Source organism: Bacillus sp. SIMBA_026 (genome assembly GCF_046535335.1).
Lineage (GTDB): Bacteria > Bacillota > Bacilli > Bacillales > Bacillaceae > Bacillus > Bacillus velezensis.
The window spans coordinates 478,541-504,344 of record NZ_JAWRWX010000002.1 but is presented as its reverse complement, the minus strand read 5'-3'; the positions used below and the strand labels follow the sequence as shown (position 1 = coordinate 504,344).

At 46.5% G+C, this 25,804-nt stretch carries 20 protein-coding genes; 14 read left to right on the top strand and 6 right to left on the bottom strand.

Annotation, left to right across the window (positions count from 1 at the left end; genetic code table 11):
* Positions 1 to 42 precede the first annotated feature (42 nt).
* The gene (locus SB847_RS13300) at positions 43 to 1,449 is read right to left on the bottom strand and encodes a right-handed parallel beta-helix repeat-containing protein (protein ID WP_285979950.1); all 1,407 of its coding nucleotides are present in this window, start codon (positions 1,447 to 1,449) and stop codon (positions 43 to 45) included.
* 209 nt (positions 1,450 to 1,658) lie between these two features.
* Here SB847_RS13300 and ctpB point away from each other — a divergent pair, with 209 nt between their 5' ends.
* The 5 genes from ctpB (at position 1,659) to SB847_RS13275 (ending at position 7,053) form a co-directional block, all read left to right on the top strand.
* The gene (ctpB, locus tag SB847_RS13295; RefSeq protein WP_410578028.1) at positions 1,659 to 3,017 is read left to right on the top strand and encodes a carboxy-terminal processing protease CtpB; all 1,359 of its coding nucleotides are present in this window, start codon (positions 1,659 to 1,661) and stop codon (positions 3,015 to 3,017) included.
* 372 nt (positions 3,018 to 3,389) lie between these two features.
* Complete coding sequence (gene swrA, locus SB847_RS13290) at positions 3,390 to 3,743, top strand: swarming motility protein SwrAA (protein WP_014305920.1); 354 nt, start codon at positions 3,390 to 3,392, stop codon at positions 3,741 to 3,743.
* A gap of 74 nt (positions 3,744 to 3,817) precedes the next feature.
* The gene (gene minJ / locus SB847_RS13285) at positions 3,818 to 5,008 is read left to right on the top strand and encodes a cell division topological determinant MinJ (RefSeq protein ID WP_265972831.1); all 1,191 of its coding nucleotides are present in this window, start codon (positions 3,818 to 3,820) and stop codon (positions 5,006 to 5,008) included.
* A 291-nt stretch (positions 5,009 to 5,299) separates the two neighbouring features.
* Positions 5,300 to 6,367 carry a DUF3810 domain-containing protein gene (locus SB847_RS13280; protein ID WP_032876952.1) on the top strand — a complete coding sequence of 356 codons (1,068 nt, stop codon included), beginning with the start codon at positions 5,300 to 5,302 and terminating at the stop codon, positions 6,365 to 6,367.
* A 50-nt stretch (positions 6,368 to 6,417) separates the two neighbouring features.
* Positions 6,418 to 7,053, top strand: a complete 636-nt coding sequence (locus SB847_RS13275; RefSeq protein ID WP_410577939.1) for a thioesterase II family protein — start codon at positions 6,418 to 6,420, stop codon at positions 7,051 to 7,053.
* 583 nt (positions 7,054 to 7,636) lie between these two features.
* On the opposite strand, the gene SB847_RS13270 is transcribed toward SB847_RS13275, so the two are convergent.
* The 3 genes from SB847_RS13270 to SB847_RS13260 all read right to left on the bottom strand — a co-directional run bounded on the left by SB847_RS13270 (position 7,637) and on the right by SB847_RS13260 (position 12,143).
* A complete protein-coding gene (locus SB847_RS13270) occupies positions 7,637 to 8,974 on the bottom strand; it encodes an MFS transporter (protein ID WP_022553858.1) in 1,338 nt (445 codons plus the stop codon).
* Positions 8,947 to 9,570: a TetR/AcrR family transcriptional regulator gene (locus tag SB847_RS13265; protein WP_015240677.1), complete on the bottom strand. Its 624-nt coding sequence runs from the start codon at positions 9,568 to 9,570 to the stop codon at positions 8,947 to 8,949. The genes SB847_RS13270 and SB847_RS13265 overlap by 28 nt, the downstream gene beginning before the upstream one ends.
* A gap of 71 nt (positions 9,571 to 9,641) precedes the next feature.
* Positions 9,642 to 12,143: a PEP/pyruvate-binding domain-containing protein gene (locus SB847_RS13260; protein WP_410577937.1), complete on the bottom strand. Its 2,502-nt coding sequence runs from the start codon at positions 12,141 to 12,143 to the stop codon at positions 9,642 to 9,644.
* Between the two features lie 300 nt (positions 12,144 to 12,443).
* Here SB847_RS13260 and SB847_RS13255 point away from each other — a divergent pair, with 300 nt between their 5' ends.
* The 3 genes from SB847_RS13255 to uvrA all read left to right on the top strand — a co-directional run bounded on the left by SB847_RS13255 (position 12,444) and on the right by uvrA (position 17,722).
* Positions 12,444 to 12,680, top strand: a complete 237-nt coding sequence (locus SB847_RS13255) for a CsbA family protein (protein WP_003151438.1) — start codon at positions 12,444 to 12,446, stop codon at positions 12,678 to 12,680.
* A gap of 175 nt (positions 12,681 to 12,855) precedes the next feature.
* The gene (gene uvrB / locus SB847_RS13250; protein WP_003151439.1) at positions 12,856 to 14,841 is read left to right on the top strand and encodes an excinuclease ABC subunit UvrB; all 1,986 of its coding nucleotides are present in this window, start codon (positions 12,856 to 12,858) and stop codon (positions 14,839 to 14,841) included.
* Positions 14,842 to 14,848: 7 nt separating this feature from the next.
* Positions 14,849 to 17,722 (top strand): excinuclease ABC subunit UvrA, encoded by a 2,874-nt coding sequence (gene uvrA, locus SB847_RS13245; protein WP_038460011.1) that lies wholly within the window; start codon positions 14,849 to 14,851, stop codon positions 17,720 to 17,722.
* Positions 17,723 to 17,770: 48 nt separating this feature from the next.
* Here uvrA and SB847_RS13240 read toward each other — a convergent pair whose 3' ends face one another.
* Complete coding sequence (locus SB847_RS13240; RefSeq protein WP_038460009.1) at positions 17,771 to 18,010, bottom strand: hypothetical protein; 240 nt, start codon at positions 18,008 to 18,010, stop codon at positions 17,771 to 17,773.
* A 197-nt stretch (positions 18,011 to 18,207) separates the two neighbouring features.
* On the opposite strand from SB847_RS13240, the gene SB847_RS13235 reads away from it, so the two are divergent.
* The 6 genes from SB847_RS13235 to SB847_RS13210 all read left to right on the top strand — a co-directional run bounded on the left by SB847_RS13235 (position 18,208) and on the right by SB847_RS13210 (position 24,920).
* Positions 18,208 to 18,534, top strand: coding sequence for a hypothetical protein (locus SB847_RS13235; RefSeq protein ID WP_410563740.1), 327 nt, complete (start codon positions 18,208 to 18,210; stop codon positions 18,532 to 18,534).
* Between the two features lie 24 nt (positions 18,535 to 18,558).
* A complete protein-coding gene (locus tag SB847_RS13230; RefSeq protein WP_007614045.1) occupies positions 18,559 to 19,656 on the top strand; it encodes a DUF4097 family beta strand repeat-containing protein in 1,098 nt (365 codons plus the stop codon).
* Between the two features lie 4 nt (positions 19,657 to 19,660).
* A complete protein-coding gene (locus SB847_RS13225; RefSeq protein ID WP_007407447.1) occupies positions 19,661 to 19,855 on the top strand; it encodes a PspC domain-containing protein in 195 nt (64 codons plus the stop codon).
* On the top strand, positions 19,856 to 20,215 hold the full coding sequence (locus SB847_RS13220; protein WP_014418984.1) for a phage holin family protein: 360 nt from the start codon (positions 19,856 to 19,858) through the stop codon (positions 20,213 to 20,215).
* Positions 20,216 to 20,307: 92 nt separating this feature from the next.
* Positions 20,308 to 24,177 (top strand): metallophosphoesterase, encoded by a 3,870-nt coding sequence (locus tag SB847_RS13215; RefSeq protein WP_410577935.1) that lies wholly within the window; start codon positions 20,308 to 20,310, stop codon positions 24,175 to 24,177.
* A 167-nt stretch (positions 24,178 to 24,344) separates the two neighbouring features.
* On the top strand, positions 24,345 to 24,920 hold the full coding sequence (locus SB847_RS13210) for a TetR/AcrR family transcriptional regulator (RefSeq protein WP_015418312.1): 576 nt from the start codon (positions 24,345 to 24,347) through the stop codon (positions 24,918 to 24,920).
* A 143-nt stretch (positions 24,921 to 25,063) separates the two neighbouring features.
* On the opposite strand, the gene SB847_RS13205 is transcribed toward SB847_RS13210, so the two are convergent.
* Positions 25,064 to 25,795: a GntR family transcriptional regulator gene (locus tag SB847_RS13205; RefSeq protein ID WP_101669674.1), complete on the bottom strand. Its 732-nt coding sequence runs from the start codon at positions 25,793 to 25,795 to the stop codon at positions 25,064 to 25,066.
* Between the last annotated feature and the right edge of the window lie 9 nt (positions 25,796 to 25,804).

Here is a 25,804-nt window from a genome sequence, read left to right as displayed (position 1 = left end):
AAAAGCCAGTCTGATATAGACTGGCTTTTTTTAATGGTTTTGTTACTGAATGACGGGCAGGGCCGGTGATTCGGGTTTTAACGTAAAGTCATAAGACGATTCGTCATGGTACATCGGGTCCGCATAAATGGAATCCGAATCGTTTGCCGTTCCTTTTTGGTACGCTGTGAATGAATCATATTCTCTGTTCTTCCAATTCCAAATGCCGTCTTTTCCCGCTTCTTTGTGATAGACGTTATGATTAACGGTATTGTCTTCGTTTTTCGTATAATCATTTGCGATAAAAATCCGTGAACCGCTTGCCGTCATGATGTTTTTTTCGATCGTGTTCCCTTTTGTGCCGTACTGCAGCAGCAGCTGGCCGCCGTCAAGGTCCTTCGTGTCATTTCGATACATAATGTTATGAGCGATCACCGAATTGATGGTGCCGCCGCGTTTCGTGTCATAGCCTCCGATTGAAATACCGGTGTAAGCATTGCCGTACACCTTGTTATCCGTAATCCGGATATCTTGTGCGTATTTCCCTTTATGTTCGGAAGTGGCTTCAATGCCGAGGTCATTGTTGTAAACGGTGTTTTTCTTAATGTCCACATGTTCTGCGCCGTCAACGTAAATACCGCCCGCTGAGTATTCATCTCCGTAAGCGGGGTTTCCGTAAGAAGAGTTATGGCTCACCGTATTGTTTTCAATGACGCCGTTTCGCGCATAGTCGTTTTGCTTGGACGTTCCTTCGTATCCGATCACGTCAATCCCGATATTGTTATTGTCCCGGATGGTATTGCCGGCAATCTTAAATCCGTCAACATTCCCGTTCAGCACGACCGCTTCGCTTGCGCCGAGCGTCAATTTTTCAACCGTATTATTTGTGATGCTGACATCCTTCATGGCGCCTGTGCCGTAAAACGCGATGCCGTGTGCATTTCCCTCATCAGCCGTGGTTTTAATGTTTCGGATATGGTTGCCGTCAATGTTGATATGACTGCTCGATCCGGTGACGCAGATCCCCATGGCCGTCGCATCTTCTGATGATACGGAGAGATTCTCAAGCGTAACGCCGTGAATGGTAATGTACTGTTTATTGCGGATTTGAATTAACGGAGTTTCAGAATCGCTTTTTGGCGCAGATTTGCCGCTGATGGCGACATGCTCATTCTGATAGTTCCGAAATGTAATCGGCTTTTCGGCCGTGCCGCTGTGCTTTACTTCAAACGTTTCATCGTACGTCCCTTCCCGAATCAATACGGTTGTCCCGGCCTCTGCCTTTTCAGCCGCATGTTTTAATGTGCGGAACGGCTTTTCTTTCGTTCCTTCATTTTGGTCGCTGCCTGCGGGAGAAACATACAAGGCGTCCGTCTGCGTTTTTTCATTGGCCTCTGTTCTTTGCCAGACAAAGGCGGTAATGCCTGCGGCCAGAACCGCCGCGGATAAAATCGATAATTTTATTTTCATATCACATTCTCCTGTATATTTAATGAATTGCATACAAAATATTATACGTTACCCATATATATGTAACAATCTCGCGTTTTCATTTTTTTGTTGCCGTTACATGAATTCTTTGCAATTTACACATACTATCTCCAGGTTTTCGTAAAAGGACTAAGAGGAGGTAAACGATGAAGCAGAAAATGATCGCAGTGATAGCGGCCGTCAGCATCATGTGCGGCGGAGCTCATATTGCCGGGGCGGCACAGCCGAATTCAACAGACGCAGAAAGAAGCCGGGCAATGGAAAAAATCGAAAAAGCATATGAGTTGATCTCGAACGAATACGTGGAAAATGTAGATAAAGAAAAGCTTCTTGAAGGAGCGATTCAGGGGATGCTGTCTACATTAAACGACCCTTATTCCGTTTATATGGACAAGCAGACCGCTAAGCAGTTTTCCGATTCTCTTGATTCTTCTTTCGAAGGGATCGGCGCTGAAGTCGGTATGGAGGACAATAAAATCATTATCGTATCACCGTTTAAGCAATCTCCGGCGGAAAAAGCGGGACTCAAGCCGAATGATGAAATCATCAGCATAAACGGTGAGTCAATGAACGGGAAAGGTTTAAACGAAGCCGTGCTGAAAATCAGAGGAAAAAAAGGATCGAAGGTTTCTATTAAAATACAGCGTCCGGGTACTGATAAACAGCTGTCATTCCGGATTAAAAGAGCGGAAATCCCGCTTGAAACCGTATTTGCTTCCCGCAAAGAATCAGGCGGTCATCATGTCGGCTACATCGGAATATCGACATTTTCCGAGCATACCGCCCAGGACTTCGCCGCGGCGCTGAAAAAGCTTGAAAAACAAGGGATTGACGGTCTCGTCCTTGATGTAAGAGGGAATCCCGGCGGCTACCTTCAAAGCGTCGAACAAATTTTAAAGCATTTCATCACAAAAGACATGCCGTATATCCAAATTGCGGAGCGTAACGGCGATAAAAAACAATATTTCTCAACCTTAAAACATAAGAAGCCGTATCCCGTCAATGTCATTACGGATAAAGGAAGCGCCTCCGCTTCAGAAATTCTTGCGGGTGCGTTAAAAGAAGCGGGACATTATGACGTTGTCGGTGACACTTCTTTCGGTAAAGGAACGGTTCAGCAGGCCGTGCCTATGGGAGACGGGAGCAACATTAAATTGACGCTTTACAAATGGCTGACACCGAAAGGCAATTGGATTCACAAAAAAGGCATTGCTCCGACAATCGCTGTGAGCCAGCCGGATTATTTTGCGGCGGGACCGCTTCAGCTGAAACAGCCGCTTCAGTCTGATATGAACAGCGCGGATGTCAAGCACGCTCAAATCCTGCTAAAAGGCCTAGGCTTCGACCCGGGCAGAGCAGACGGCTATTTCAGCAAAACAATGAAAAAAGCCGTTCTGGCGTTTCAAGACCGGTATAAGCTTGATAAAACAGCGGTCATTGATAAAAAGACAGCGGAAAAAATGAATCAGCTGATGAATGAACAGAAATCTGACGAAAAAAATGATTTACAGCTGCAAATGGCGTTAAAATCATTATTTGTAAAATAAATGAAAAGGAGGCGTTTTTTACGTCTCCTGTTTCTTTTGTCATACTCTAAAAATGAACTAAAAGACATATAATTATGTCGGTTTTGACAAGATATTAAAAAAATTTTCACATTTAAACATTTATAAAGGACAAACATTACCCGATATTTATAGAGAAGAGAGACTTTATGCCGAGTTAATATGTATTCAAAATGAAACTTTTGAAAGTTGCCTCAGTCAGTTTTAGTTCTTACAATAAAAGAAGGTTCTAATAGAGAACAGTTTTAGTTTGGCAGCTGCATTTCAGTATCGAAAGCAGAAGTGTTTGCGGCGCTTCAGCACGGCAGCTGTAATCACCCGTGCTTATCTGGATAAAAAAATGGGGGTTCACAATTGAAGAGGGCAAGTATTGTGCGTGAAAAGAAATATTATGAATTAGTGGAACAACTAAAAGACAGAACAAAAGACGTCACATTTTCATCAACAAAAGCACTAAGTCTTCTTATGCTGTTCAGCAGATACCTGGTCAATTACACAAATGTTGAATGCGTTCACGAAATCAATGAAGAGTGTGCGAAGCATTATTTCACTTACTTAATGAAAAACCATAAACGTTTAGGAATCAATCTGACGGATATTAAGCGGTCCATGCTCCTGATCAGCGGCGTGATCGAGGTGGAGGTTGACCACTATCTGAAAGATTTCTCTCTCTCAAATGTAACATTGTGGATGACGGAAGAGAGATAGACGTTTGAGATATTCAAGCCAATGATTATTTGGTAGAATAGAATTAAAATGTTTGGCTTGAGGCGGTGAAAGCAGTGTCTGTTCAATGGGGAATTGAACTTCTGAAAAGTATCGGTCTGTTTTTTTTGCACCCGATGTTCTGGTTTTTTATCATCATAAGTCTCGCATGCGGATATTTGCGGATCAAACGTGAACGCCATACGTTTCATACAAAAATCGCGGATATGTATGACGAGCTTATCTTTACATACATAAAAGGACTTATACCGGGTATTCTTCTCTCCATATTATTTTTTGGACTGGGAATTTCGATTCCATTCGGTCTTCTCGGCATAATCGCGGCTGTCACGGCTTTGGCTTCGCTGACGTTCCGTATGAATTGGCTGTCCTCAGCTTATATTGTCAGCGCCGGCATGTTCATTGCGTTTATCCTTCAGTATACCCACACAGTGCCGTTTGCGGATCGGTTTCCGCAGGCATTCGGCGTGAATTGGGCATCGGCGGCCGTGTTTATGGGCCTTTTGATTATCACGGAGGGAGCGGCTGCCTGCCGTTCAGCGCATCTGAAAACATCTCCGGCGCTTGTCGTCAGCAGCAGAGGCCTGCCCATCGGCCGACAATTGGCGAATCGCGCATGGCTGCTTCCGCTTTTCTTATTGGTGCCGGGCAGCGGGCTTGAGTCACACCTTTCTTGGTGGCCTGTCTTTACCGTGCCGGGCGGCTCTTTCCATTTGATCTGGATTCCTTATATCGCCGGCTTCGGACAGCGTGTGCAGGGGTCACTTCCGGAAGTCAGCATAAGGATAACGGCGAAACGTGTCATGATTCTCGGGGTTATCGTGACCGCATTCGGGGCAGCGGCCCTTTGGTGGACTCCGCTTGCCGGAGCTGCCGCTTGTATTGCGGTGCTCGGACGCCTGTTTTTATCATTAAGACAGCGGCTGAACGATAACGCGGCTCCGTTTTATTTCTCTAAGCGGGATCAGGGCTTAATGGTGCTCGGCATCATTCCGAATACACCCGCGGACGATCTTGAGCTGAAGATCGGTGAGATTATTACGAAAGTAAACGGCATCCCCGTGAAGCATGTATCGGATTTTTATGAAGCACTTCAAAAAAACCGCGCATTTGTAAAAATGGAGATCATCGGCCTGAACGGTGAGATCCGGTTTGATCAGCGCGCGTCCTATGAAGGCGAACATCATGAATTAGGTATTTTATTCGTGCAGGATGAACACGAGCAAGAAGAAATGACAGCATTATAATGTGATTTTTCATAATTATTCGGAATAGTTTCAAGAACTCCTAAACTAGATTTCAAAATCAGCTATAAAAGTAAAACAGCTAAGAAAATTATATTTTCTTAGCTGTTTTATTTTGAAATAATAAAAAAATAAATGAAGGAGAGGTATGGCTTATTGGAAAGGTTATTGCTAACTCCAAAACCTTTAGAAGATGAATCTTTAGCAGGATATATATTAAGAATAACTGATTATAATGGTTATGTTGGATAGGGGGAGTACATTATAAAAAAGCTTTTACTTAAGAGATTGCCGTTGATCTCACTTGGAGTTATAGCTTATATACTGACAAAATACGCGCAGAACCATCAGGATTGGGCGGAGAAATACAGTAGGTCTGTATATCCGTTATTGTCAAAAATAGTAGGATTTGTACCTTCTTGGGTCAAGTTTTCTGTTAGTGAATGGCTCGTCGTGTTGGTTGTGTTACTTTTTCTATTTTATATCGTTTATTATGTGCGCAAGGTTATCATGAGTAAAGGTGTACGTAGGATGGTAGTTTATCGTGGTGCTCTAGGAATAGTTACGATCTGTAGCGTGATATATTTTTGTTATACTATTTTGGGTGGAATAAACTATTACAGATATTCTTTTTTGTCTTATACCGAATATAAAGAAGAGAACTACAGCAAGGAGGAACTGGTCAAATTGAGTAAGTCGCTTGCCGTTGAAATGGAATTGGCAAGGGAAAAGTTAGCGGACACTGATCTTTTGGCTCATGTACCAGAGGTTTTTGATTATTATGCACAACACGCAGTGTTCTCGATGCAAATGTTATCAAAGAAATATCCTGTTTTGGAGCATTCATATTCAACACCAAAACCAGTGGTGATGTCAAAACTAATGTCGCATGCAGGGATACATGGTATTTTTGTCCCTTTTACTTATGAATCCAATATCAATGTTAATGTGCCAGTTTTTTTGGTGCCTGCTACTATGGCGCATGAATTGGCACATCAGAGTGGTTTCATGCATGAGGATGAGGCTAATTTTATAGCTTATCTGGCATGTAAGCAGCAGGATGATCCAATGATACTATACAGTGGTTTATTTCTGGCATTTGATTATTCTATATCTGAGCTAAAGAAAGTGGATCCAGATAAGGCGTCTGATATAATGTCCAGTCTGTCCAAAGCGGTGCGGCATGATATAGAACAAAATGAGCAGTACCGGGATAAGTATGAGGGTGTTATTTCAAGTATTTCAAGAAATGTAAATGACGTATATCTGAAGGCAAATAATCAGACAGACGGTTTGAATAGCTATAGTGATATGGTGAATTTGTTGCTGGCAGAGCAGCGAGAGATAGAGAAGTACAATTAAATGTATCTTGAATACTTATAGGTTTATATAGTAATGATAGTGGGCTCAAGTTGAACATAGGAGTGAGTGAAATAAATAAAATAAAAGTATTTCCTATTCCATATGCTGGAGCCTCGGTAAATGCATATTATGAATGGAAAAAACTACTGCCGGATAGATATGAATTGTGTATATGTGAATTGGCTGGAAGAGGAACTCGATTCACAGAGCCTTGTTACCAGTCTGTTGGTGAAGCAAGTGAAGATATCGCCAAAAGAATAAGTGAACAATTAGAATATGACGATGAATATGTTATATTTGGACACAGCATGGGAGCCTTATTGACTTATGAGATATATTATAAACTTAAGCAAATGGGAACTAAGGAACCAAGGCATCTGTTTTTTTCTGGGCGAGATGCTCCACATATTTTTGAAAAGAGAGAAGACATTGAAAATATGACTAATGAAACTTTCTTGACAAAGGTGGAACAATATGGGGGAATACCAGAGGAGTTTTATACAAAAGAGATTATGGATATGTTTCTTCCGATTTTGCGAGCAGATTTTATAATTTTGGACAATTATAAGTTTCAGCCCAAAGCAGAAAAAATAAGTTGTGGAGTAAGCGTTTTTTATGCGGATAGCGATTTTTCGACTCATATCAATGAAATGCATAAATGGAGTGAAGTTGTTGAAGAAACGTGAAATTTCATAAGTTTAAAGGAGAACATTTTTTTTGAATCGGTATCCTAATGATATTGTAAATACTATTGTTAAAGATACAGAGACTCAAAATATTTACCAGGCCACCCACCTGGATCGCCTAGATTTTGGTTTAGACTTTCTTGTCCCAATCAAGTTCCAAAAATAAAAATTTAGACTTTCTTTTCTTTGTACAGTTTGAATGTGTTTTGAAATATTATATTTAAAATAAATTTTACCAGTCTGAGAATCCTTCAATGATTGTTACTTAATTTTGCTTAATTATAAAAGTAATATTCAATAATTGTTTTAGGTAGGTTTTAGTAAGGAGAATTATGAAAAAAATTAAGAAAAAACATTGGAAATAATAAGCTTTCAGTTTTATTAATTATGAAAAATCACATATAAAAAGCCCGGTGCCGCTAACTTAACGGCGGCCGGGCTCTTTTTACGGCAGCGCCGAACTTGATCGGAATTCTCAGCCATTTACATTGCAACGGCATTGCGGTGACACTTTGAGAGAGGAAAATAAGAAGGAAAACTGGAAAAGGTTCCGGAAAGCAGCTGCTTACGGAACCTTTTTCGTTTACGCCGAATGGCTTTTTTTCGTCTGAACGGTTTCCCCGGACTTGATACCAAGCGATACGAACAAGCCGATCACAGAAACTCCGATCAATATGATAAACAGAATATGAAACCCGGAGATTAAACCGATCAGTGCTGAAGAAATAATGCTTCCGAAATAACGGAAGGTGGAGAAAATCCCGGATGCGATGCCGGACATGCCCGGTTCTACCGTCGCAAGAGAAGATACCTGCATGCTCGTCAGCCCCGCACCTGACGCGATGCCTCCGACAATAAGCGATGCCATAAGAAACGGAACGGAATGGGAATAAACCAAAAGCAGAAATAAGAGATTGGCTACGGCCATCAGCCCGAAGGACAGAAAAATCATTCTTCGCGCGCCCCATTTCTGATGCAGCTGAGCTCCGCCCCAGTTGCTGGCGGACATGAAAACAGAAAAGACTGACAGCGCCATGCCGCTGTGCGACGTATTCATGCTGAAGTGGCCGGTCATAAAGAGCGGCATAATCAATAACACGGCGTACATCATTAAATTGCTTAACAGAACCGACAGATTGGCGCTCGTAAAGGTCGTGTTTTTAAACAGGTCAAAATCAATAATCGGATGTTTCGTGCGCAGCTCCCGCCTGAAAAATAGCGGAACAAATATGAGAATGAGCAGCGCGTACACCCAATAGCCCAAAGAGCTTTCATTTTTCGTCAGAAGAATAATAGATACAATGCTTCCGGCAAGCAAAACGGACCCGATGATATCAAGCGGAGCGTCAGACGTTTCTTCTTTATATTTAGGAAACATCACTAATGCCGTCACGAGTGCGATTGCAAGAAACGGAATGTTGACCCAAAAGATCGAATGCCAGCTGAAGCTCTCAATTAAAAGAGAGCCGATAAACGGACCGAGAGCCGCGCCCAGCCCGGCACCGAGGCCGAAAAAGCCGAATACTTTCGGAAGCCGTTTTTCAGACACGACATGGCGGATGATGGCGATGCTGTTTGGCGTAAGCAAAGCGCCGCCGGCAGCCTGAAGCGCCCGGAAGAAAATCAATAAGAAAAGACTTGGCGAGAGGGCGCACCCCAATGATGCGATGAGAAAAAGGCCGACGCCCCATAAATACATTTTTTTGTTTCCGTACATATCACCGAGTTTGCCGGCAATGGGCTGTGTCACGGCCATCACGATTAAATACACGGTCACTACCCATGTGATGCTGGCAATTGATTCGCTGAATGAGCGGGAAATGGATGAAAGGGCGACTGCGATCATCGTAGAATTGATGGGAACGAGTATGGCTCCCAGCAAAAGCGAAACGATCAGCGCCCATTCTTTCTTTGAACCCATCCTTCATCCTCCTTGGAGCCGGAAAATGACCGGCCGGTAATGCCTTTCATGAAAATCTCAGTGCTGTGTTTCAGCATCGTTTCCTCAGAGAGAGTAATGACTCTTTTCCCCAGCTGCAGCCGGTGTATAAAATAACCGAAAATCATCGTCATAAAGACGTCTGCATTAGCTTCTTCGCTGCCGGGGCTTATCATATTTTTCTTTGTCAGCTCCTTAAAGTAAACGATTAAATGCTTTTTCACGGATTGCGGATATACGACAATATCCTGCAGGACGTCTTCGAATAGTTCCGGTTCGCGCAGGCAGATGCGGAACACTTCTTTTTTTTGTTCCAATTGCTGAAGAAGGGTCGCGGCGAAATGAAGAAGATCCTCATACAGATCGCCTTCCGCCTTAGTGATCATGCTTTCCGGAACCGGCGTCTGCTGTTCAATCATGGCTTTCATTAATCCTTGTTTGTTTTTAAAATTACGGAAAATCGTTGCTTCGCTTACTTTTGCTTTTTCTGCGATTTCTTTTGTTGTCGCTGCGCGGTATCCTTTTTGGATGATCAGATTCATCGCGGCGTCAATAATTCTCTTGTTCGTCGTTCTCAACATGTTTCACCTCGCGTAAATACTGGCAGGACAAGTATACACCCGCCCTGGCCGTCAATAAAGAGGGAAACCTAGCATGAAGCGCGTTTGACAATCGTAATCTTGCCGTTTGTCCCGTCCACTGTGACGATATCTCCGTCGTTGAGCCTGTCAGTCGCGGCACGTGTGCCGAGAACGGCCGGGAGCCCGTATTCTCTCGCGATGATCGCCGCATGTGACAGGATGCCGCCCGTGTCCGTAATGACGGCCTTTGCATCCTGGAACAGACTGGTCCACAGCGGTGTCGTCATTTTGCAGACAAGAACGTCTCCTGTTGAAAAACGGGAAAATTCACTTGCGTCACGAATGACTTTCACCGGGCCGCTTGCGATTCCGCTTGACGCCGCAAGTCCGTAAATTTGATGTTCAGTGTTTTTTTCATCTTCTGTGATGGAGCCGGTAATCTGTTCAGCCGTTTTCAGCTGTTCCGAAGTCGGAGTCCCGAGATAAGCGGGGGCTTCAAGCAATTGATATTGCTGGAAGAGCTGTTTTCGTTCAGCGGCTTTTTCCTGCATCGGAACCGGCGACACGAGCGCTTTCTCGACTTCATCGCTGTATAAGTACCACATATCCTCCCGATCATCGATTACGCCTTGTTTTTGAAGCAGCTCGCCGATTTTCAGAAGGCAGAGGCGCGCTTTGGCGTCCAGCATCGCATCAATATAAAAATGGTGATCATCTTTGATGACGGATGAAGACAATGTCCACTGATAATAGCGGTCAAACGTCTCCCGGAAGCCATCATCTTCAATTCTATCCATAAAGTCGGCGTAGAGCTGTTTTCGTTTTTCTATCGTTTTATGAAACTCACTGTCAAAATCGTATCCGTTCCGGACATAGTTCTGAATGTTGGCCAAAGCGAAATAAGGGTTTTCCGCCCATGTTTCTTCAATGAGATCATGACTTTTCACGGATCTCCAGCCGTATTCCTGTAAAAATTCACCGACTTGTTCGAGAAAGCGTTTTCCCTCATTTGATTGCAGAAGCGTCTGATGCAGCTCATCGGCATGAGAAACCGTAAAGACGCGCCGCAGCTCAGGGCTGTCTTTTACTTGTCCGGAAAGCAGCCAGAGCTGTCTGTCGGTTTCCAATGACTTATTCATGACGCCAGCCAGCATTTCATACAGAAGGGAGGTGTTTTCTTTCTCAACCTGTCCGTACATGGATTCCAGTATCATGTTTAACGCAACCTGCGGAAAGACAATATTGAAATGTTCTGCGTATCCTTTTAAATAGAAATCTTGCAGGTTTCGGAATGCATCAAGGGCAGTCTCCGGCGTATGGTCTGTATGCGCCAGTTCGTCCAGCTTTTGATAAAAAGGCAGAAAGGTTTCCTGAATAATATCGTACATACGGTCAGCCAAAACGGGGAAAAGCGCTTCTAACTGTTCTGCGGGAAGCTTGTCGTCCGTCTTATGCTGTCTGGAAAAAACACGGCCCTGATGAAGTTTGACACGCTCGATTTCGATGCCCATTACAGGGAATGTCTTCGTGCTCTCTTTGAGGCCGTATTCCAAAGCCGGCACAATGAGTGAGGCGAATAACGGGCTGACGGGGCCTTCTATATTGGCCTCCATATTGAGCCAAAAATCTTTCTGATCCCGGGGCGTCATGATAAATTCCCGTTCTTCGTCTGCCGCTTTCTGATCCTGCACGATCGTTGTAATCGGCCTGGCCTGAAGCAGATACAGCTTATTTTCGGCAAATCCGAATTCGAGATCCACGGGATAACCGTACAGTTCTTCCGTCTTTATCGTCAGCATGGCAAGCTCTTTGACGCTCTCGTCATCAAGGCAGAAGCGGTTTCTCATGTCAGCGGACGTCTCTTTTTCCGTCACGCCTTCGTCTTTAGAAACGATATACATTTCTTTTAAGCCGATTTCTTTTTCAATCTGAAATGTGTCTTTATTGACGATAAATGTGTCGGGCGTCACGCTGCCGGAGACGATTGCTTCTCCGAGACCGTAGCTCGCGCTGATCATCAGTTCTCCATCATCGTGTGTGACGGGGTTGCGGCTGAAAATGACTCCTGAAACCTCGGAATTGATAAGCCCTTGCACGACAACACCCATTAACGGTTCTGCGGTGTCATTGTTCATTTTCTCTTTATAACCGCTGACCCGCGCCGAGAAGAAGGAAGCCCAGCATTCTTTCACTTTTCCGAGAAACTCTTCTTCTGTTTTGATATTTAAATAGGTTTCGTACTGGCCCGCGAAAGAAGCCCCTTCAAGATCTTCGGACGCGGAGGAGGAACGTACGGCGACAGAGGCGTATGATTCTCTCAATTCATAAAACGACGCGGTCAGTTCCTCCCGAAGCTCTTTTGAAAACGTGCCGTTCATAATGGCGCGCTCCATCTGTTCCTGATCTGCTTGAAGCCCGTTGTCTTCCATAAAACGTGTCAGGGCATTCGTCTGAATGATAAAACCGCCGGGAACGGGCAGCCCGTTTTTCGTCAGTTTAATCAGGTTCATTCCTTTTGCTCCTGCAGAGCGGCTCGATTCTTCCGCTTTTTGAAATCGCACTGAATACATGCGGTATGACCCCCTTTTTTTCTTCATCCAAGAAAATGATAGTAAACACTATCATTACATTGTAAAGAGGGAGGAAGAAACTGTCAAAGATACAAAGACCTAAACCTTCTCATCCTTTCGGCTGAAGAAAGGTAATTCGATTCATCTGGTTAATGGTTCAATGGATTTATATTCACAATTTTTTTGACAGATGATTGAAGACTGCTGAAAAAGGGTATTGTGATAGCAGGGGAACGATTGTCCGATTCTTCATTTTTTACTATAATCAGATGAGATGAAGAATTCCCGAGGAGGGTTTTTGTGATTACAAAAGCCGTTTTTGCATTATGTTTCCCTTTTATGCTGGTCGTCCTTTTTACGCGCGTCACGTTTAACCACTATGTGGCGATCGCTCTCACAGCCGCACTGCTTTTCGCATCCTATTTAAAGGGTTATACCGAAACGTATTTTATCGTGGGATTGGATGTTGTATCGCTGGTGGCCGGAGGGCTGTACATGGCCAAAAAAGAAGCAGACAAAAAGAAAGACAATGCCTGACATGGTGAATATGAAATAGAATGCCTGCTTTTACGCCATAAAAGCAGGTTTTTTATACAAAAATTGACTTGGTAAAAACAAACCATCGAACTTTAGTTCGTATTTTTAGTGATTTTGCCCGTCATTGTGTTACTATATCAATAGGAAGATTTCGTAAAGAAACGGAGGCTTTTTTGTGAAAGATCGTTTTGAGTTAGTCTCGAAATATCAGCCCCAGGGAGATCAGCCGCAAGCGATTGAGAAGCTTGTCAAAGGCATACAGGAAGGCAGAAAACACCAGACTCTCCTGGGTGCGACAGGGACGGGCAAAACCTTTACCGTGTCCAATCTGATTAAAGAAGTGAATAAACCGACACTGGTCATTGCCCATAACAAAACCCTTGCCGGACAGCTGTACAGCGAGTTTAAGGAGTTTTTCCCGAACAACGCTGTCGAATATTTTGTCAGCTATTACGATTACTATCAGCCGGAGGCGTACGTGCCTCAAACGGATACTTTTATAGAGAAAGACGCAAGCATTAATGATGAAATTGATAAACTGAGACACTCCGCGACATCCTCTCTGTTTGAACGGAGAGATGTCATTATTATCGCGAGTGTGTCATGTATATACGGTCTCGGTTCACCTGAAGAATACCGGGAGATGGTCGTGTCGCTCAGACCGGAAATGGAAATTGAGCGGAACGAGCTGCTGAGAAAGCTTGTGGATATCCAGTATGCCCGCAATGATATCGACTTTCAGCGCGGGACGTTCCGCGTGCGCGGAGACGTTGTGGAAATCTTTCCGGCTTCCCGTGATGAACATTGTATCAGAGTGGAATTTTTCGGAGATGAAATTGAGCGGATCAGAGAGGTCGACGCTTTGACCGGAGAAATTCTCGGCGACCGTGACCATGTCGCCATTTTCCCGGCTTCCCACTTCGTCACCCGGGCGGAAAAGATGGAAAAAGCGATTCTGAATATTGAACAGGAGCTTGAGGAGCGCTTGAAAGTGATGCACGAAAACGGCAAGCTCCTTGAAGCGCAGCGGCTTGAGCAGCGGACGAGATATGATCTTGAAATGATGCGGGAAATGGGTTTTTGCTCAGGGATCGAGAACTATTCAAGACATTTGACACTCCGTCCGCCGGGCTCTACGCCGTATACGCTGCTTGATTATTTTCCGGACGATTTTATGATTGTCGTTGATGAATCACATGTGACGATTCCGCAGGTGCGCGGCATGTTCAACGGTGACCAGGCGAGAAAACAGGTGCTTGTCGATCACGGGTTCCGCCTGCCGTCAGCGCTTGACAACCGTCCGCTCCGATTCGAGGAATTTGAGAAACACATGCACAATATCGTGTACGTGTCGGCGACTCCGGGACCGTATGAAATTGAGCATACGCCGGAAATGATCGAGCAGATCATCAGACCGACTGGACTCCTCGATCCCCTTATTGACGTCCGGCCGATCGAAGGACAGATTGATGATCTGATCGGCGAGATTCAGGCGAGGATAGAACGGAATGAGCGCGTTCTTGTGACGACTTTAACGAAAAAAATGTCAGAGGATCTGACCGATTATCTCAAGGAAATCGGCATCAAGGTCAATTATCTGCATTCCGAGATTAAGACGCTTGAACGGATTGAAATCATCCGTGACCTCCGCCTCGGAAAACATGATGTGTTAATCGGCATCAACCTGCTGAGGGAAGGGCTTGATATTCCGGAAGTGTCACTTGTCGCCATTCTCGATGCGGATAAAGAAGGCTTCCTCCGTTCTGAACGTTCGCTGATTCAGACGATCGGACGGGCGGCACGAAACGCGGAAGGCCGCGTCATCATGTATGCCGATAAAATCACGAATTCGATGGAAATCGCGATTAATGAAACGAAGCGCCGCCGGGAACAGCAGGAGCGCTTTAACGAAATTCACGGCATTACGCCGCAAACGATCAATAAGGAAATCCGCGATGTGATCCGCGCGACGCAGGCCGCTGAGGATAAAGAAGAATATAAAACAAAAGCCGCGCCTAAACTGGCGAAGATGACGAAGAAAGAACGCCAGAAAGTCGTTGAGCAAATGGAGCACGAAATGAAAGAAGCGGCCAGAGCGCTTGATTTCGAGCGGGCGGCAGAGCTTCGTGATTTACTGTTAGAGCTTAAAGCGGAAGGATGATGAACACATGGCAATTGACCGGATCGAGGTGAAAGGCGCAAGGGCGCACAATTTAAAAAACATTGATGTAACGATTCCGCGGGATCAGCTCGTCGTCGTGACGGGGCTGTCCGGATCGGGAAAATCATCCCTTGCCTTTGACACCATTTATGCGGAAGGACAGAGGCGGTATGTTGAATCGCTTTCTGCCTATGCGCGCCAATTTTTAGGGCAAATGGATAAGCCGGACGTCGATGCGATCGAAGGGCTTTCTCCGGCGATCAGCATTGATCAGAAAACGACGAGCCGCAATCCGCGGTCAACCGTCGGAACGGTAACGGAGATTTATGATTATCTCCGGCTGCTGTACGCGAGAGTCGGGAAGCCGCACTGCCCGGAGCACGGCATTGAAATTACGTCGCAAACGATTGAACAGATGGTTGACCGGATTCTTGAATATCCGGAGCGGACGAAGCTTCAAGTGCTTGCGCCGATCATCTCAGGCAGAAAAGGCGCCCATGTCAAAGTGCTTGACCAAATCAGAAAGCAAGGTTACGTAAGGGTGCGGATTGACGGAGAAATGGCCGAGCTTTCCGACGATATTGAACTTGAAAAAAACAAAAAGCATTCCATTGAAGTCGTCATTGACCGGATTGTCGTCAAGGAAGGGGTTGCCGCCCGGCTTTCCGACTCACTGGAAACCGCGCTCCGCTTAGGGGAAGGCCGTGTCATGATAGATGTCATCGGTCAGGAGGAGCTGATGTTCAGCGAGCATCACGCCTGTCCGCTGTGCGGTTTTTCTATCGGAGAGCTTGAACCCCGGCTGTTTTCGTTTAACAGCCCGTTCGGCGCCTGTCCGACTTGTGACGGTCTCGGCTTGAAGCTGGAAGTGGACCCTGAGCTCGTCATTCCCAATCCTGAGCTGTCATTAAAAGAACACGCCATCGCGCCGTGGACGCCGATCAGTTCACAATATTATCCGCAGCTGCTTCAGGCGGTCTGCCGCCATTACGGCATTGATATGGAGACTCCGGTCAAAGACCTGCCGAAGCATCAGCTTGATAAAGTGCTGTACGGCAGCGGTGATGAACGGATCTACTTTAAATACGAGAATGATTTCGGACAAGTGCGCGAAAATGAAATTGAATTTGAAGGCGTGCTGCGCAATATTGAGAGACGGTATAAAGAGACAAGCTCCGATTATATCCGTGAACAGATGGAGCAGTACATGTCACAGAAGCCGTGCCCGACGTGCAAAGGCTACCGGCTGAAGAAAGAAGCGCTGTCCGTTTTGGTCAACGGGCGCCACATCGGCACCATTACCGAGCTTTCCGTCGGCGATGCGCTGGAATTTTTCAAAAAACTGACACTGTCTGAGAAAGATATGCAGATTGCCGATTTAATTTTAAGAGAGATTGTGGAGCGGCTCAGCTTTTTAGATAAAGTCGGTCTTGATTACCTGACGCTGAGCCGGGCGGCGGGAACGCTGTCAGGCGGAGAAGCCCAGCGCATCAGGCTTGCAACGCAGATCGGCTCCCGTTTGTCAGGCGTCCTGTACATTCTTGATGAGCCGTCCATCGGCCTTCACCAGCGTGACAATGACCGTCTGATCAGCGCGCTGAAAAACATGAGGGATCTCGGCAACACACTGATTGTCGTGGAGCATGATGAGGATACGATGATGGCTGCCGATTATTTGATAGATATCGGTCCGGGCGCCGGCATTCACGGCGGCCGCGTCATATCGGCGGGGACGCCTGAAGAAGTGATGAATGATGCGGACTCTCTGACCGGACGTTATTTGTCAGGGGCTCAATTCATCCCCATGCCTCCGGAGAGAAGAAAGCCTGACGGCCGGTTCATTGAAATCAAAGGCGCTTCAGAAAACAACCTGAAAAAAGCGAACGCCAAATTCCCGCTCGGCACTTTTACGGCGGTGACAGGTGTGTCCGGTTCCGGAAAAAGCACGCTTGTGAATGAAATTCTGCATAAGGCGCTTGCGCAAAAGCTTCATAAAGCCAAAGCGAAACCGGGAAGCCATAAAGAGATCAAAGGCCTCGACCACCTTGATAAGGTGATCGACATCGACCAGGCGCCGATCGGCCGGACACCGAGATCAAATCCGGCAACTTACACGGGTGTGTTTGATGATATCCGCGATGTATTCGCGCAGACAAATGAAGCAAAGGTGCGCGGCTATAAAAAAGGCCGGTTCAGTTTTAATGTAAAAGGCGGGCGCTGTGAGGCCTGCCGCGGCGACGGCATCATTAAAATTGAGATGCATTTCCTTCCTGACGTGTACGTTCCGTGTGAAGTGTGCCACGGCAAACGTTACAACCGGGAGACGCTTGAGGTCACATACAAAGGAAAAAGCATTTCTGACGTTCTGGATATGACGGTGGAAGATGCTCTGTCTTTCTTTGAAAATATCCCGAAAATCAAACGCAAGCTTCAAACGCTTGCCGATGTCGGACTCGGGTATGTGACGCTCGGCCAGCCGGCGACGACGCTGTCAGGCGGAGAAGCGCAGCGCGTCAAGCTCGCTTCCGAACTGCATAAGCGTTCCACCGGCCGGACGCTGTATATTTTGGACGAACCGACGACAGGCCTCCATGTTGATGATATCGCAAGGCTTTTGGTTGTACTTCAAAGACTCGTCGATAACGGTGATACCGTTTTGGTCATTGAACACAATCTCGATATCATTAAAACGGCGGACTACATCGTCGATCTGGGACCTGAAGGCGGAGCGGGCGGCGGCACGATCGTAGCCTCCGGGACGCCTGAAGAAGTTGTCGAAGTGAAAGAGTCATATACGGGCCGCTATCTGAAACCGGTAATGGAACGTGATAGAAAACGGATGAAAACATTGCTGGCCGAAAAAGAAACGGCAGCCACGTAATAGATCAATAAAAACAGCCCAAAACTCATCGGTTTTGGGCTGTTGTTGTTACAGGCTTTTTTTCTGTTGGGGAAGCTGTCTGCTTAAATGCATTAAGTCCTGCAGAATATGGGTGCTGCTGCTGTCCAGCAGCACTTTTATATATTGGATATCATGGGAAATGGGAAGAGGGGCTGCTTTGATCTGTTCCAATTCAGCCAGCATTTCGCTGTTCATTCTTTTCTGTTCGCGAATTAAATTTCGAAGACTCTCTTCCGTTACTTGGGCGTTTGCGGGATCTTTCTCCATTTGTATGTCCTCCTTGCATACGGTCAGGCTTTGTTACATATTGTAATCGGTTCGGGGAAAAGATTCTATAGTGAAATCTCTGAAATCAAAAATTACGTATAACGAAGCATGTCCTTAGCATGAAAATGAAACCCGCCCATTCGTCATACGTATGTATAAGGAAGGGTTTTTACATCACGGCACAGGGAGTGTTTTTATTGAACCGAAATCAAGCGATTATCGCATCAATCTGTTATTTCAGCGTGTTTCTCGCGCCGCTCATTCTTCCGATTGTGGCTTACTTTGTCGTCGATGAAAAAGAGACGAAGCGGCATGCCATGCGCGCTCTGATTTCCCATATCATTCCGTTTGCGGGATTGCTGATTGTGACCGCGGGTGTTGTCGGCGGATTGATTACGGCTCAGGGGGAGAGTATGGTGCCCGTTTTTGTTATGATAACAGGAGCAGCTGTTTATTTTCTGATCCTCATCGGAACGGTCATTTGGAATATCGTGCAGGGAATTAAGGTGTTACGCCAGGTGTAAGAAAAGTCGGGGGAGGCGTTTTGTATGAAACAGGAGAAAGAACGGATTTTAAAGCTTGTGGAAGACGGCATGCTGACGGCGCAGGAAGCACTGACGCTCATTGAAAAACTGGATCATGAATATAAAGAAAAAGAAGAGCAGATCACCGCATTATCTGCGGAGGTCCAGGAACCTGCGGAAGATTTCGAAAGCGGGGCAAAAGGAAGCCAAAAGCCGTCGCTCGGGGCGAAGCTGTTCGACTGGATTGATTCTGCCGTCAAAAAAGTGAAGGAAGCGGATCTTGATCTGAATTTCGGCCACGCACACGAAGTGCAGCATATTTTTCAATTTAAAGACAGTGAATTCTCGGCCATTGATATGCAGATCGCAAACGGCAGCGTCAATATCGTGCCGTGGGCGGATGAAGATATCAGAGCGGAGTGCCAGGCGAAAGTGTACCGGGCGGACAGTCAGGAGGCGGCGCGCACCGCATTTCTTCAGCACATTGAGTGTGAAGTGAAGGGCAATAAGTTTTTTGTCCGCACGGAAAAGAAAACGATGAAAACCAATGTCACGCTTTATGTTCCCCAGAAAGAGTACGATAAGATAAGAGTGAAGCTGTTTAACGGACCGATCAGAGGGGAACATTTACATGTAAAAGAATTCTCGGCGAAAACGACAAACGGCGTTCTGTCATTCTCTCATTTGACGGCTGATAAAGCGTCGGCGGAAACGGCTAACGGACAAATCAAGCTGGCCGGACATCAATGCGGCGCGATTGAAGCGGAAACGATCAACGGCTTGATTGATTTGCGCGGATCGAGTGAATCCATTGACGTTCAAAGCTTTAACGGCAATATCATGCTTACCGTGACAGCGCCGCACTGCCGCTCCATCTACACGAAAACGACGACCGGAAACGTGGATATCGCTCTGCCTGATGATTCGGCGGTGAAAGCGGAGCTGAAAAGCAATCTCGGCTCTCTCAGCCATGAGCTGATTGATGCGGAAATTTTAAAGGAAAAGAATGATACCATTCAAAAAGAACTGATGCTGGCATCAAATCAAGGCCATGATCAGCATCTCTCGATTTTCTCAGAATCGTTAACAGGAGCCATCAAGCTCAAGCATACTCAGAGGTGATTGGATGAAAAGACTTTACCGTTCAGAAAAAAACCGTAAAATCGCCGGCGTCGTCGGCGGTTTGGCGGAGTACGTCAATATGGATGCGTCGCTTTTACGCATTATCACCGTTGTATTAGCGCTTGTCACGAGCGGAATCGTGCCGATTGTATATATTATCTGGTGTTTTGTTGTACCTTTAGAAGGAGATTTGAAATAAATGATCAAATGGGCAGTCAGCATTTTAGTAAATGCTTTATTATTAATCGTTATCGCGGGATATTTTGATTCCGTCCATATCAGCAGTATCGGAGCGGCTGTCATCGCCAGTGTGATTCTTTCTGTGTTAAATGTACTGATCAAGCCGATCATCGTCATATTGACATTGCCCGTCACGGTTGTGACCCTCGGCCTCTTTCTGTTTGTCATCAACGCCATTACGTTAATGATGACCGCAGCCTTGATGGGAGACAGCTTTCAGATTGACGGGTTCGGCACCGCCATTTGGGCATCCGTCGTGCTGTCCGTTTTCCACTTGCTGATCCAAAAAGGCATATTGGAGCCGCTTAGAAAAGGGTAAAAAACGAGCTGTCCCGAGAGGGCAGCTTTTTTATGTGCGGTTACATAAGCGGCGGCCTCCTGACGCAACATAATGCATAGGGAGGTAATGAGATGAAACTTGTGATGACGCTCTTTTTTCTGATTGGTTTGCTTTGTGTGAGTCCTTCTGCGGATGCGGCGCGCAAAGAATCGGCAATCCCCGTGAATCAGCAGGAATTCGGACAGCCGCCTCATTACATACCGCTTCTGGAGAATCCTCCCCAAATCGAAGTAAAGGCGGAAATGAAAAGAAACCTGTTCATACAGGCTCATGTACGGAATGCTGACTATCAAGCGTTTTCGGCGTTTCTTTTTTATAAACAAAGCAATGAGCTGGGGTTTAAAATGGTGCCGATGGAGCCCGCGCCAGGCGCAATCCGGCTGTTTACGGCCCAGGTTTCAAAACGGGATATCTGGAATGGAGAATTGGAATATTACCTCGTTTTCACCAACGGCAGACAGCGGGCGGAATCGGAGAAAAAGCGGCTGAAGCTGGACGGCTATCAAGCCGATTTGAATCATATTCCCGAGCTGATGATTACGGAGCTTGCGGTTGATACGAAAAATGAAGACGGCGCTGATGCCTATGAATTTATCGAGGTGTATAACACGACGGACAGGCCCATTCATTTTAAAGACTATCACATCCGCTACCGCTATCCGAAGGAAGGGCCGGAATCAGATATGATATGGAGGCCGAAAGAAGATACCGTCATTCCGTCAGGCGGGACTTACGTGTTTTGGCTGAGACGCGCCGCATCAGAACTGACGATAGATGATTTCAACCGCTATTACGGGACACGCCTGAAGGAGGGAAAACATCTCGCCGTCATCGAAGGGACGGACGGAATGTCCAACGGCCGCCCGCGTACGGTGGTGCTGTCGGCAAATACCGGAAAGGGTATCGCCTCAGCGCATTACCGGAAACACGCTTTCCGCCGGCTGACTTCTTTACTGTACAAATATCCGCTGAACGGAACGGGAGAATTGCTGAAGATCTCCACGAGCGAGCATAAGCCGTCACCGGGCTCCGTTTTTCAGGCGCAGATCCCGCAGCAGAAAAGGGTGATAAAACCTGACAAGGAAAAACCGGTCATCGAAGACCTTACAGACAGAAAGCCCGTCCGGCCCGCTGAAAGCATTGAATTAAAGGCTGACATAAAAGACAAAAACCTTGTCAAAACAGCCGCGTTTTATTACCGGACCAATGAGAAAAAACCATTCAAACGAATTCTGGCCGAAAAAGACCGCAACGACAGCTTATACCATCACATTCTTTATTCCCCGGAACTGCTCGGCCAGGATCAGCTTGAGTATTATATCGCAGCCAGTGATGGAGAAAATGAAGCAAAAACGCCCGTCAAGATGATTGACATTGAACAGACGAGCAAATCACACGGACTCAGAATGAATGTTGAACCCGAAGATACGATATCCGGCACCTATCTGCTCAAAGCGACTTCCGACGTCAGCCCCGATAAGATCAAGCTGTGGATTGACGGCAAACGGCAGGAGACCCGGCCGGCCTTGGAAAAAGAAGTCTATTTCGCCTTCGATGCCCGGAAAACGAATCTTTATTTTCAAAACACCGTCATGATGGAAAACGAGGTGCTGCACATTTTTGACGATCCGTCTCACCGCTACAGAACACACTCGGTTCTCCTTCCGGAACGTCTGCTGCAAAAAGGGGGCAAAACACAGAAAGTATCCATCCGTTCGGGCTCAAAGGTTTCTCCGTATGACACAGGAGAGAATCGGGATGATTTTGTCGTGAAACATGCCCGTCTGGTGCTTTCGGACGGAACGGTGATCAAAGACGGGAAGACGGATCCGGCTGAGCAGCTGTTTATCGGTGACGGCAGGCGGGCGAATCAGCAGAAGACCTTCTCATTCAGCCTGCCGGATCATTTGTTTACATCACGGCTGCTGCCGTGGAACACGGCGAAGCTTTCGGAAGGCTATCACCACATTTTTGTTAGCGACGGTGAGGAGCAGCTGAGCCAGTCTGTGCGGGTGGACAATACGGGGCCGAAGATTGTCCCGAATATTAAAGAAGGCGCGGCGCTGAAAGGTAATGTTGAGCTGAATGCGGACATCCGTGACAAATGGAGCAAAGTGGAAGAGGTCAAAGCGTTTTTGGACGGAGAAAGCATTACGCTCCCGCATCACACGTCATCAGCCGATCTTAAGCCCGGAAAGCATACCCTTACTATCATTGCGGCAGACCTTGCCGGAAATGAAACAACCTCCGTCCGCACCTTCCATATCAAACGGGAGGAGCCGAACCAGCCGGAGCTTGCCGATCAAAAAATCGGCGCCCGCAAAGCAAAGCTGTCCGTCCGGGTAAAAGACCCGACGAAGGATGACATGAATGTATCATTTTATCGCGGCTTCCGTTATACCGCGCGGAATCCGGGCAGCGTGAAAGTGTATAAACACGCCTCATTAACGGAACCGCCGAGGGGCAAAAAAGAAAATGAAATGCCGTTTACCCTGCCGGAAATGAACCGCATCTCGGCAAATGACGGAAAAACCGTTTCGACGGAAAGTATGGAGCGTTTTCCTTATCACCGATTCGAAGTCTCCGTTGACCCGTCTATCGACGAAACGGATCTGGCCGAGGCGGTCTGGAAAGGAAGCTCTCTGCCAGGCCGAAAGGTAACCATGTATATTTGGAATTACCGGACAAGCCGCTGGCAGGAGGCGGACAGCGTCCTTGCCAAAGATAAAAAGCCGTTTACATTAAAAGCCGCCGTTTCCGCAGCGGATGTGTTGAAGAACTCAAAAATGAATGTCATCGTGCAGGATCAAATACCGGCGAAAGGCAATTACACGTTTGTCTGGATGTCGGATACACAATATTACGCACAAGGGCACCCGCACATTTTTGACAAAATGACAGAGTGGATCAAAGAAAATAAGGAAAAGCACAATATTAAATATGTCTTTCATACCGGTGATATCGTCGATGATTCAATGGTGATGAAACAGTGGAAAAACGCCGATCACTCCATGCGGACGCTTGACAAGGCGGGGATTCCGTACGGAGTGCTTGCAGGCAATCACGACGTCGGCCATAAAGACGGCACATACCGAACCTTCGGGGATTTCTTCGGGAGCCGCCGGTTTGAACAGAACATGCATTACGGCGGATCATACAAAAATAACCGCGGGCATTATGACCTGCTGTCGGCAAGCGGGAACGATTTTATTATGATTTATATGGGCTGGGGCATTGCGGAACAAGAGATTGACTGGATCAATCAAGTGCTGAAGAGGTATCCGGACCGAACCGCTATCTTATGCTTTCATGAGTACTTGCTTGTGAGCGGAAATCGAAGCCCGATCGGGGAAACGATCTATCGAAAAGTCGTCAAGCCGAATCGCAATGTGGCGATGGTATTAAGCGGCCATTACCATAACGCCATGAAAAAAACCGATGCGCTTGACGATGACGGGGACGGAAAACCGGACCGCCTCGTCCACCAAATTCTGACCGACTACCAGGACGGTCCGGAAGGGGGGCAGGGCTTTATGCGCATGATGCAATTCGATCAGGCCGCCAATCAGGTTCACATGTTCTCCTACTCGCCGTACACGGATGACATCAATTACTATGACACCGATCTGTTCGCTGATAAAGACGAATTCTCAGCAGAAATGGATTTACAGCCGAAGAGGAAAAGGGTGGCGACCGATTATTTTGAATGCAACGTCTATACGAACGAACTGCTCGGTCATAAAAAACACGTAAAAAGCGGAAAAACCGCAAATTGGGTCTGGGACGGCCTGCAGCCTGATTCCGTTTATTACTGGTACACCGTCGTTAAGGACCCGTACAACGGCAAAACAATATCACCGCTGTGGATGTTCAAAACGGGAAATACGCCGTATCGCCCGGCTCCGGATCAGTTTGATTTCAGGCATGCCTCAAACCCATAACGAAAAAAATACAGCCTGCTGATCGCTCAGAAGAAAATCTGACGGTCAGCAGGCTTTTTTCTGTGCGTAAATGGCGGCGCCCTGCTGTGATAAGTGCTTTTGACTTTTTTATGTCCCTTTTCTATACTAAAATCGATTGGTTTTCGTAATATGCAGGAGGAAACATAATGAACAGTAAAACCGGGACAAAAGAAAGAATTATTCAAACCTCTGCATATCTTTTTCAGATTCAGGGATATCATGCGACTGGTTTGAATCAAATTATAAAAGAGAGCGGAGCACCCAGAGGGTCTGTGTATCATCACTTTCCAAACGGAAAAGCAGAACTCGCCATTGCGGCGATCAAATATACGGGAAGATGCGTTGAAAAGCAAATACAGAATAGTATGTCTCAATTCGCGGACCCTATAGAAGCGATTCAGCACTTTATTCATGTAACGGCTGAACAGTTTAATGATCCGCAGAATATTGAGGGCGTGCCGGTTGGATTGCTGGCGGGTGAGACCGCTCTGATCAATGAAACGTTAAGATGCACATGTGTTGAGGTGTTCAAGAAGTGGACGGATGTGTTTGCGGCAAAATTTCTTGAGCATGGGTTTGAACAAGAGGAAGCGGAGAAGCTCGGGGTGACAATCAACTCGATGATTGAAGGCGCAATCATGTTTTCGCTGGCTCATAAAAACAAAGAACCGCTGCTGCTGGTTTCAAAGCAGGTTCCGTATATTGTCCAAAACAGAGGGTAGCATTTTATTACTCTTTTCTTTATAAAAATAGATACCAGAACCACAGCCTCTTCGTTTTGACAGAGTCATAGAGACCATTCACCGGCTTGATTTGAAAATGGCAGATCAAAAAACATCTCCAACCCGTAACGGTTGGAGATGTTTCATTTCACCCTGTCCATATAATGCACGAATGTGTAGCGGTCGCCTCTGTAGGCGGATTTGACGTGCTCAAAGGCAGTGCCGTCCTGCAGATAAGTGGTCCGCCTGATATAGAGGACGGGGGCGCCGGGCTGGATACCGAGCAGCTCAGCTTCTTCCTCGGAAGCGGCTCCCGGTTCAAGCTCTTGTTTTGCCCGTGAGATCGGCATCTGATTGTACGCTTCAATATGCTCATACATGGATGATTGAAAATGAGAGGCGTCCAGTTTTCCCGCTTTGTCAAACGGAATGTACGAGGCTTCAATCGCCATCGGGATATCATTTGCCAGCCGGACGCGGATGATTTTATGAAGCGTTGCCGGATAGCCGCATCCCAGGATAGAAGATAATTCTTCCGTCGCCTGAATCAGCTGGTATTCGGCAAGTCTGCTCCCCGGCTTCATGCCCCGGCTTCTCATATCTTCCGTAAAGCTTGTCAGCCCTTGAAGCGGCTGTTCCATCTTCAGTTTGCTGACGAACGTTCCCCGGCCTTTCTGCCTGTATAAAAATCCTTCATTGACCAGATTGGAAAGCGCCTGGCGCACCGTCATTCGGCTGATGCCGAATTGTTCGGCGTATTCCCGCTCCGACGGAAGCAGCGCATCCGCTTTCAGCTCGCCGTTTTTGATTTGTGTTTTTAATTGTTCCATAATCTGAAAGTAAATCGGAATCGGAGATTGTTTATCAATCTGCATAGGTCAAAT

Coding starts and splice junctions, on each gene's coding strand:
- uvrA (WP_038460011.1), top strand. CDS start 14,849: ATGGCAATTGACCGGATCGAGGTGAAAGGCGCAAGGGCGCACAATTTA.
- SB847_RS13225 (WP_007407447.1), top strand. CDS start 19,661: ATGAAAAGACTTTACCGTTCAGAAAAAAACCGTAAAATCGCCGGCGTC.
- SB847_RS13300 (WP_285979950.1), bottom strand. CDS start 1,449: ATGAAAATAAAATTATCGATTTTATCCGCGGCGGTTCTGGCCGCAGGC.
- SB847_RS13230 (WP_007614045.1), top strand. CDS start 18,559: ATGAAACAGGAGAAAGAACGGATTTTAAAGCTTGTGGAAGACGGCATG.
- SB847_RS13205 (WP_101669674.1), bottom strand. CDS start 25,795: ATGCAGATTGATAAACAATCTCCGATTCCGATTTACTTTCAGATTATG.
- SB847_RS13220 (WP_014418984.1), top strand. CDS start 19,856: ATGATCAAATGGGCAGTCAGCATTTTAGTAAATGCTTTATTATTAATC.
- SB847_RS13210 (WP_015418312.1), top strand. CDS start 24,345: ATGAACAGTAAAACCGGGACAAAAGAAAGAATTATTCAAACCTCTGCA.
- ctpB (WP_410578028.1), top strand. CDS start 1,659: ATGTGCGGCGGAGCTCATATTGCCGGGGCGGCACAGCCGAATTCAACA.
- SB847_RS13270 (WP_022553858.1), bottom strand. CDS start 8,974: ATGGGTTCAAAGAAAGAATGGGCGCTGATCGTTTCGCTTTTGCTGGGA.
- SB847_RS13260 (WP_410577937.1), bottom strand. CDS start 12,143: ATGTATTCAGTGCGATTTCAAAAAGCGGAAGAATCGAGCCGCTCTGCA.
- SB847_RS13240 (WP_038460009.1), bottom strand. CDS start 18,010: ATGGAGAAAGATCCCGCAAACGCCCAAGTAACGGAAGAGAGTCTTCGA.
- SB847_RS13215 (WP_410577935.1), top strand. CDS start 20,308: ATGAAACTTGTGATGACGCTCTTTTTTCTGATTGGTTTGCTTTGTGTG.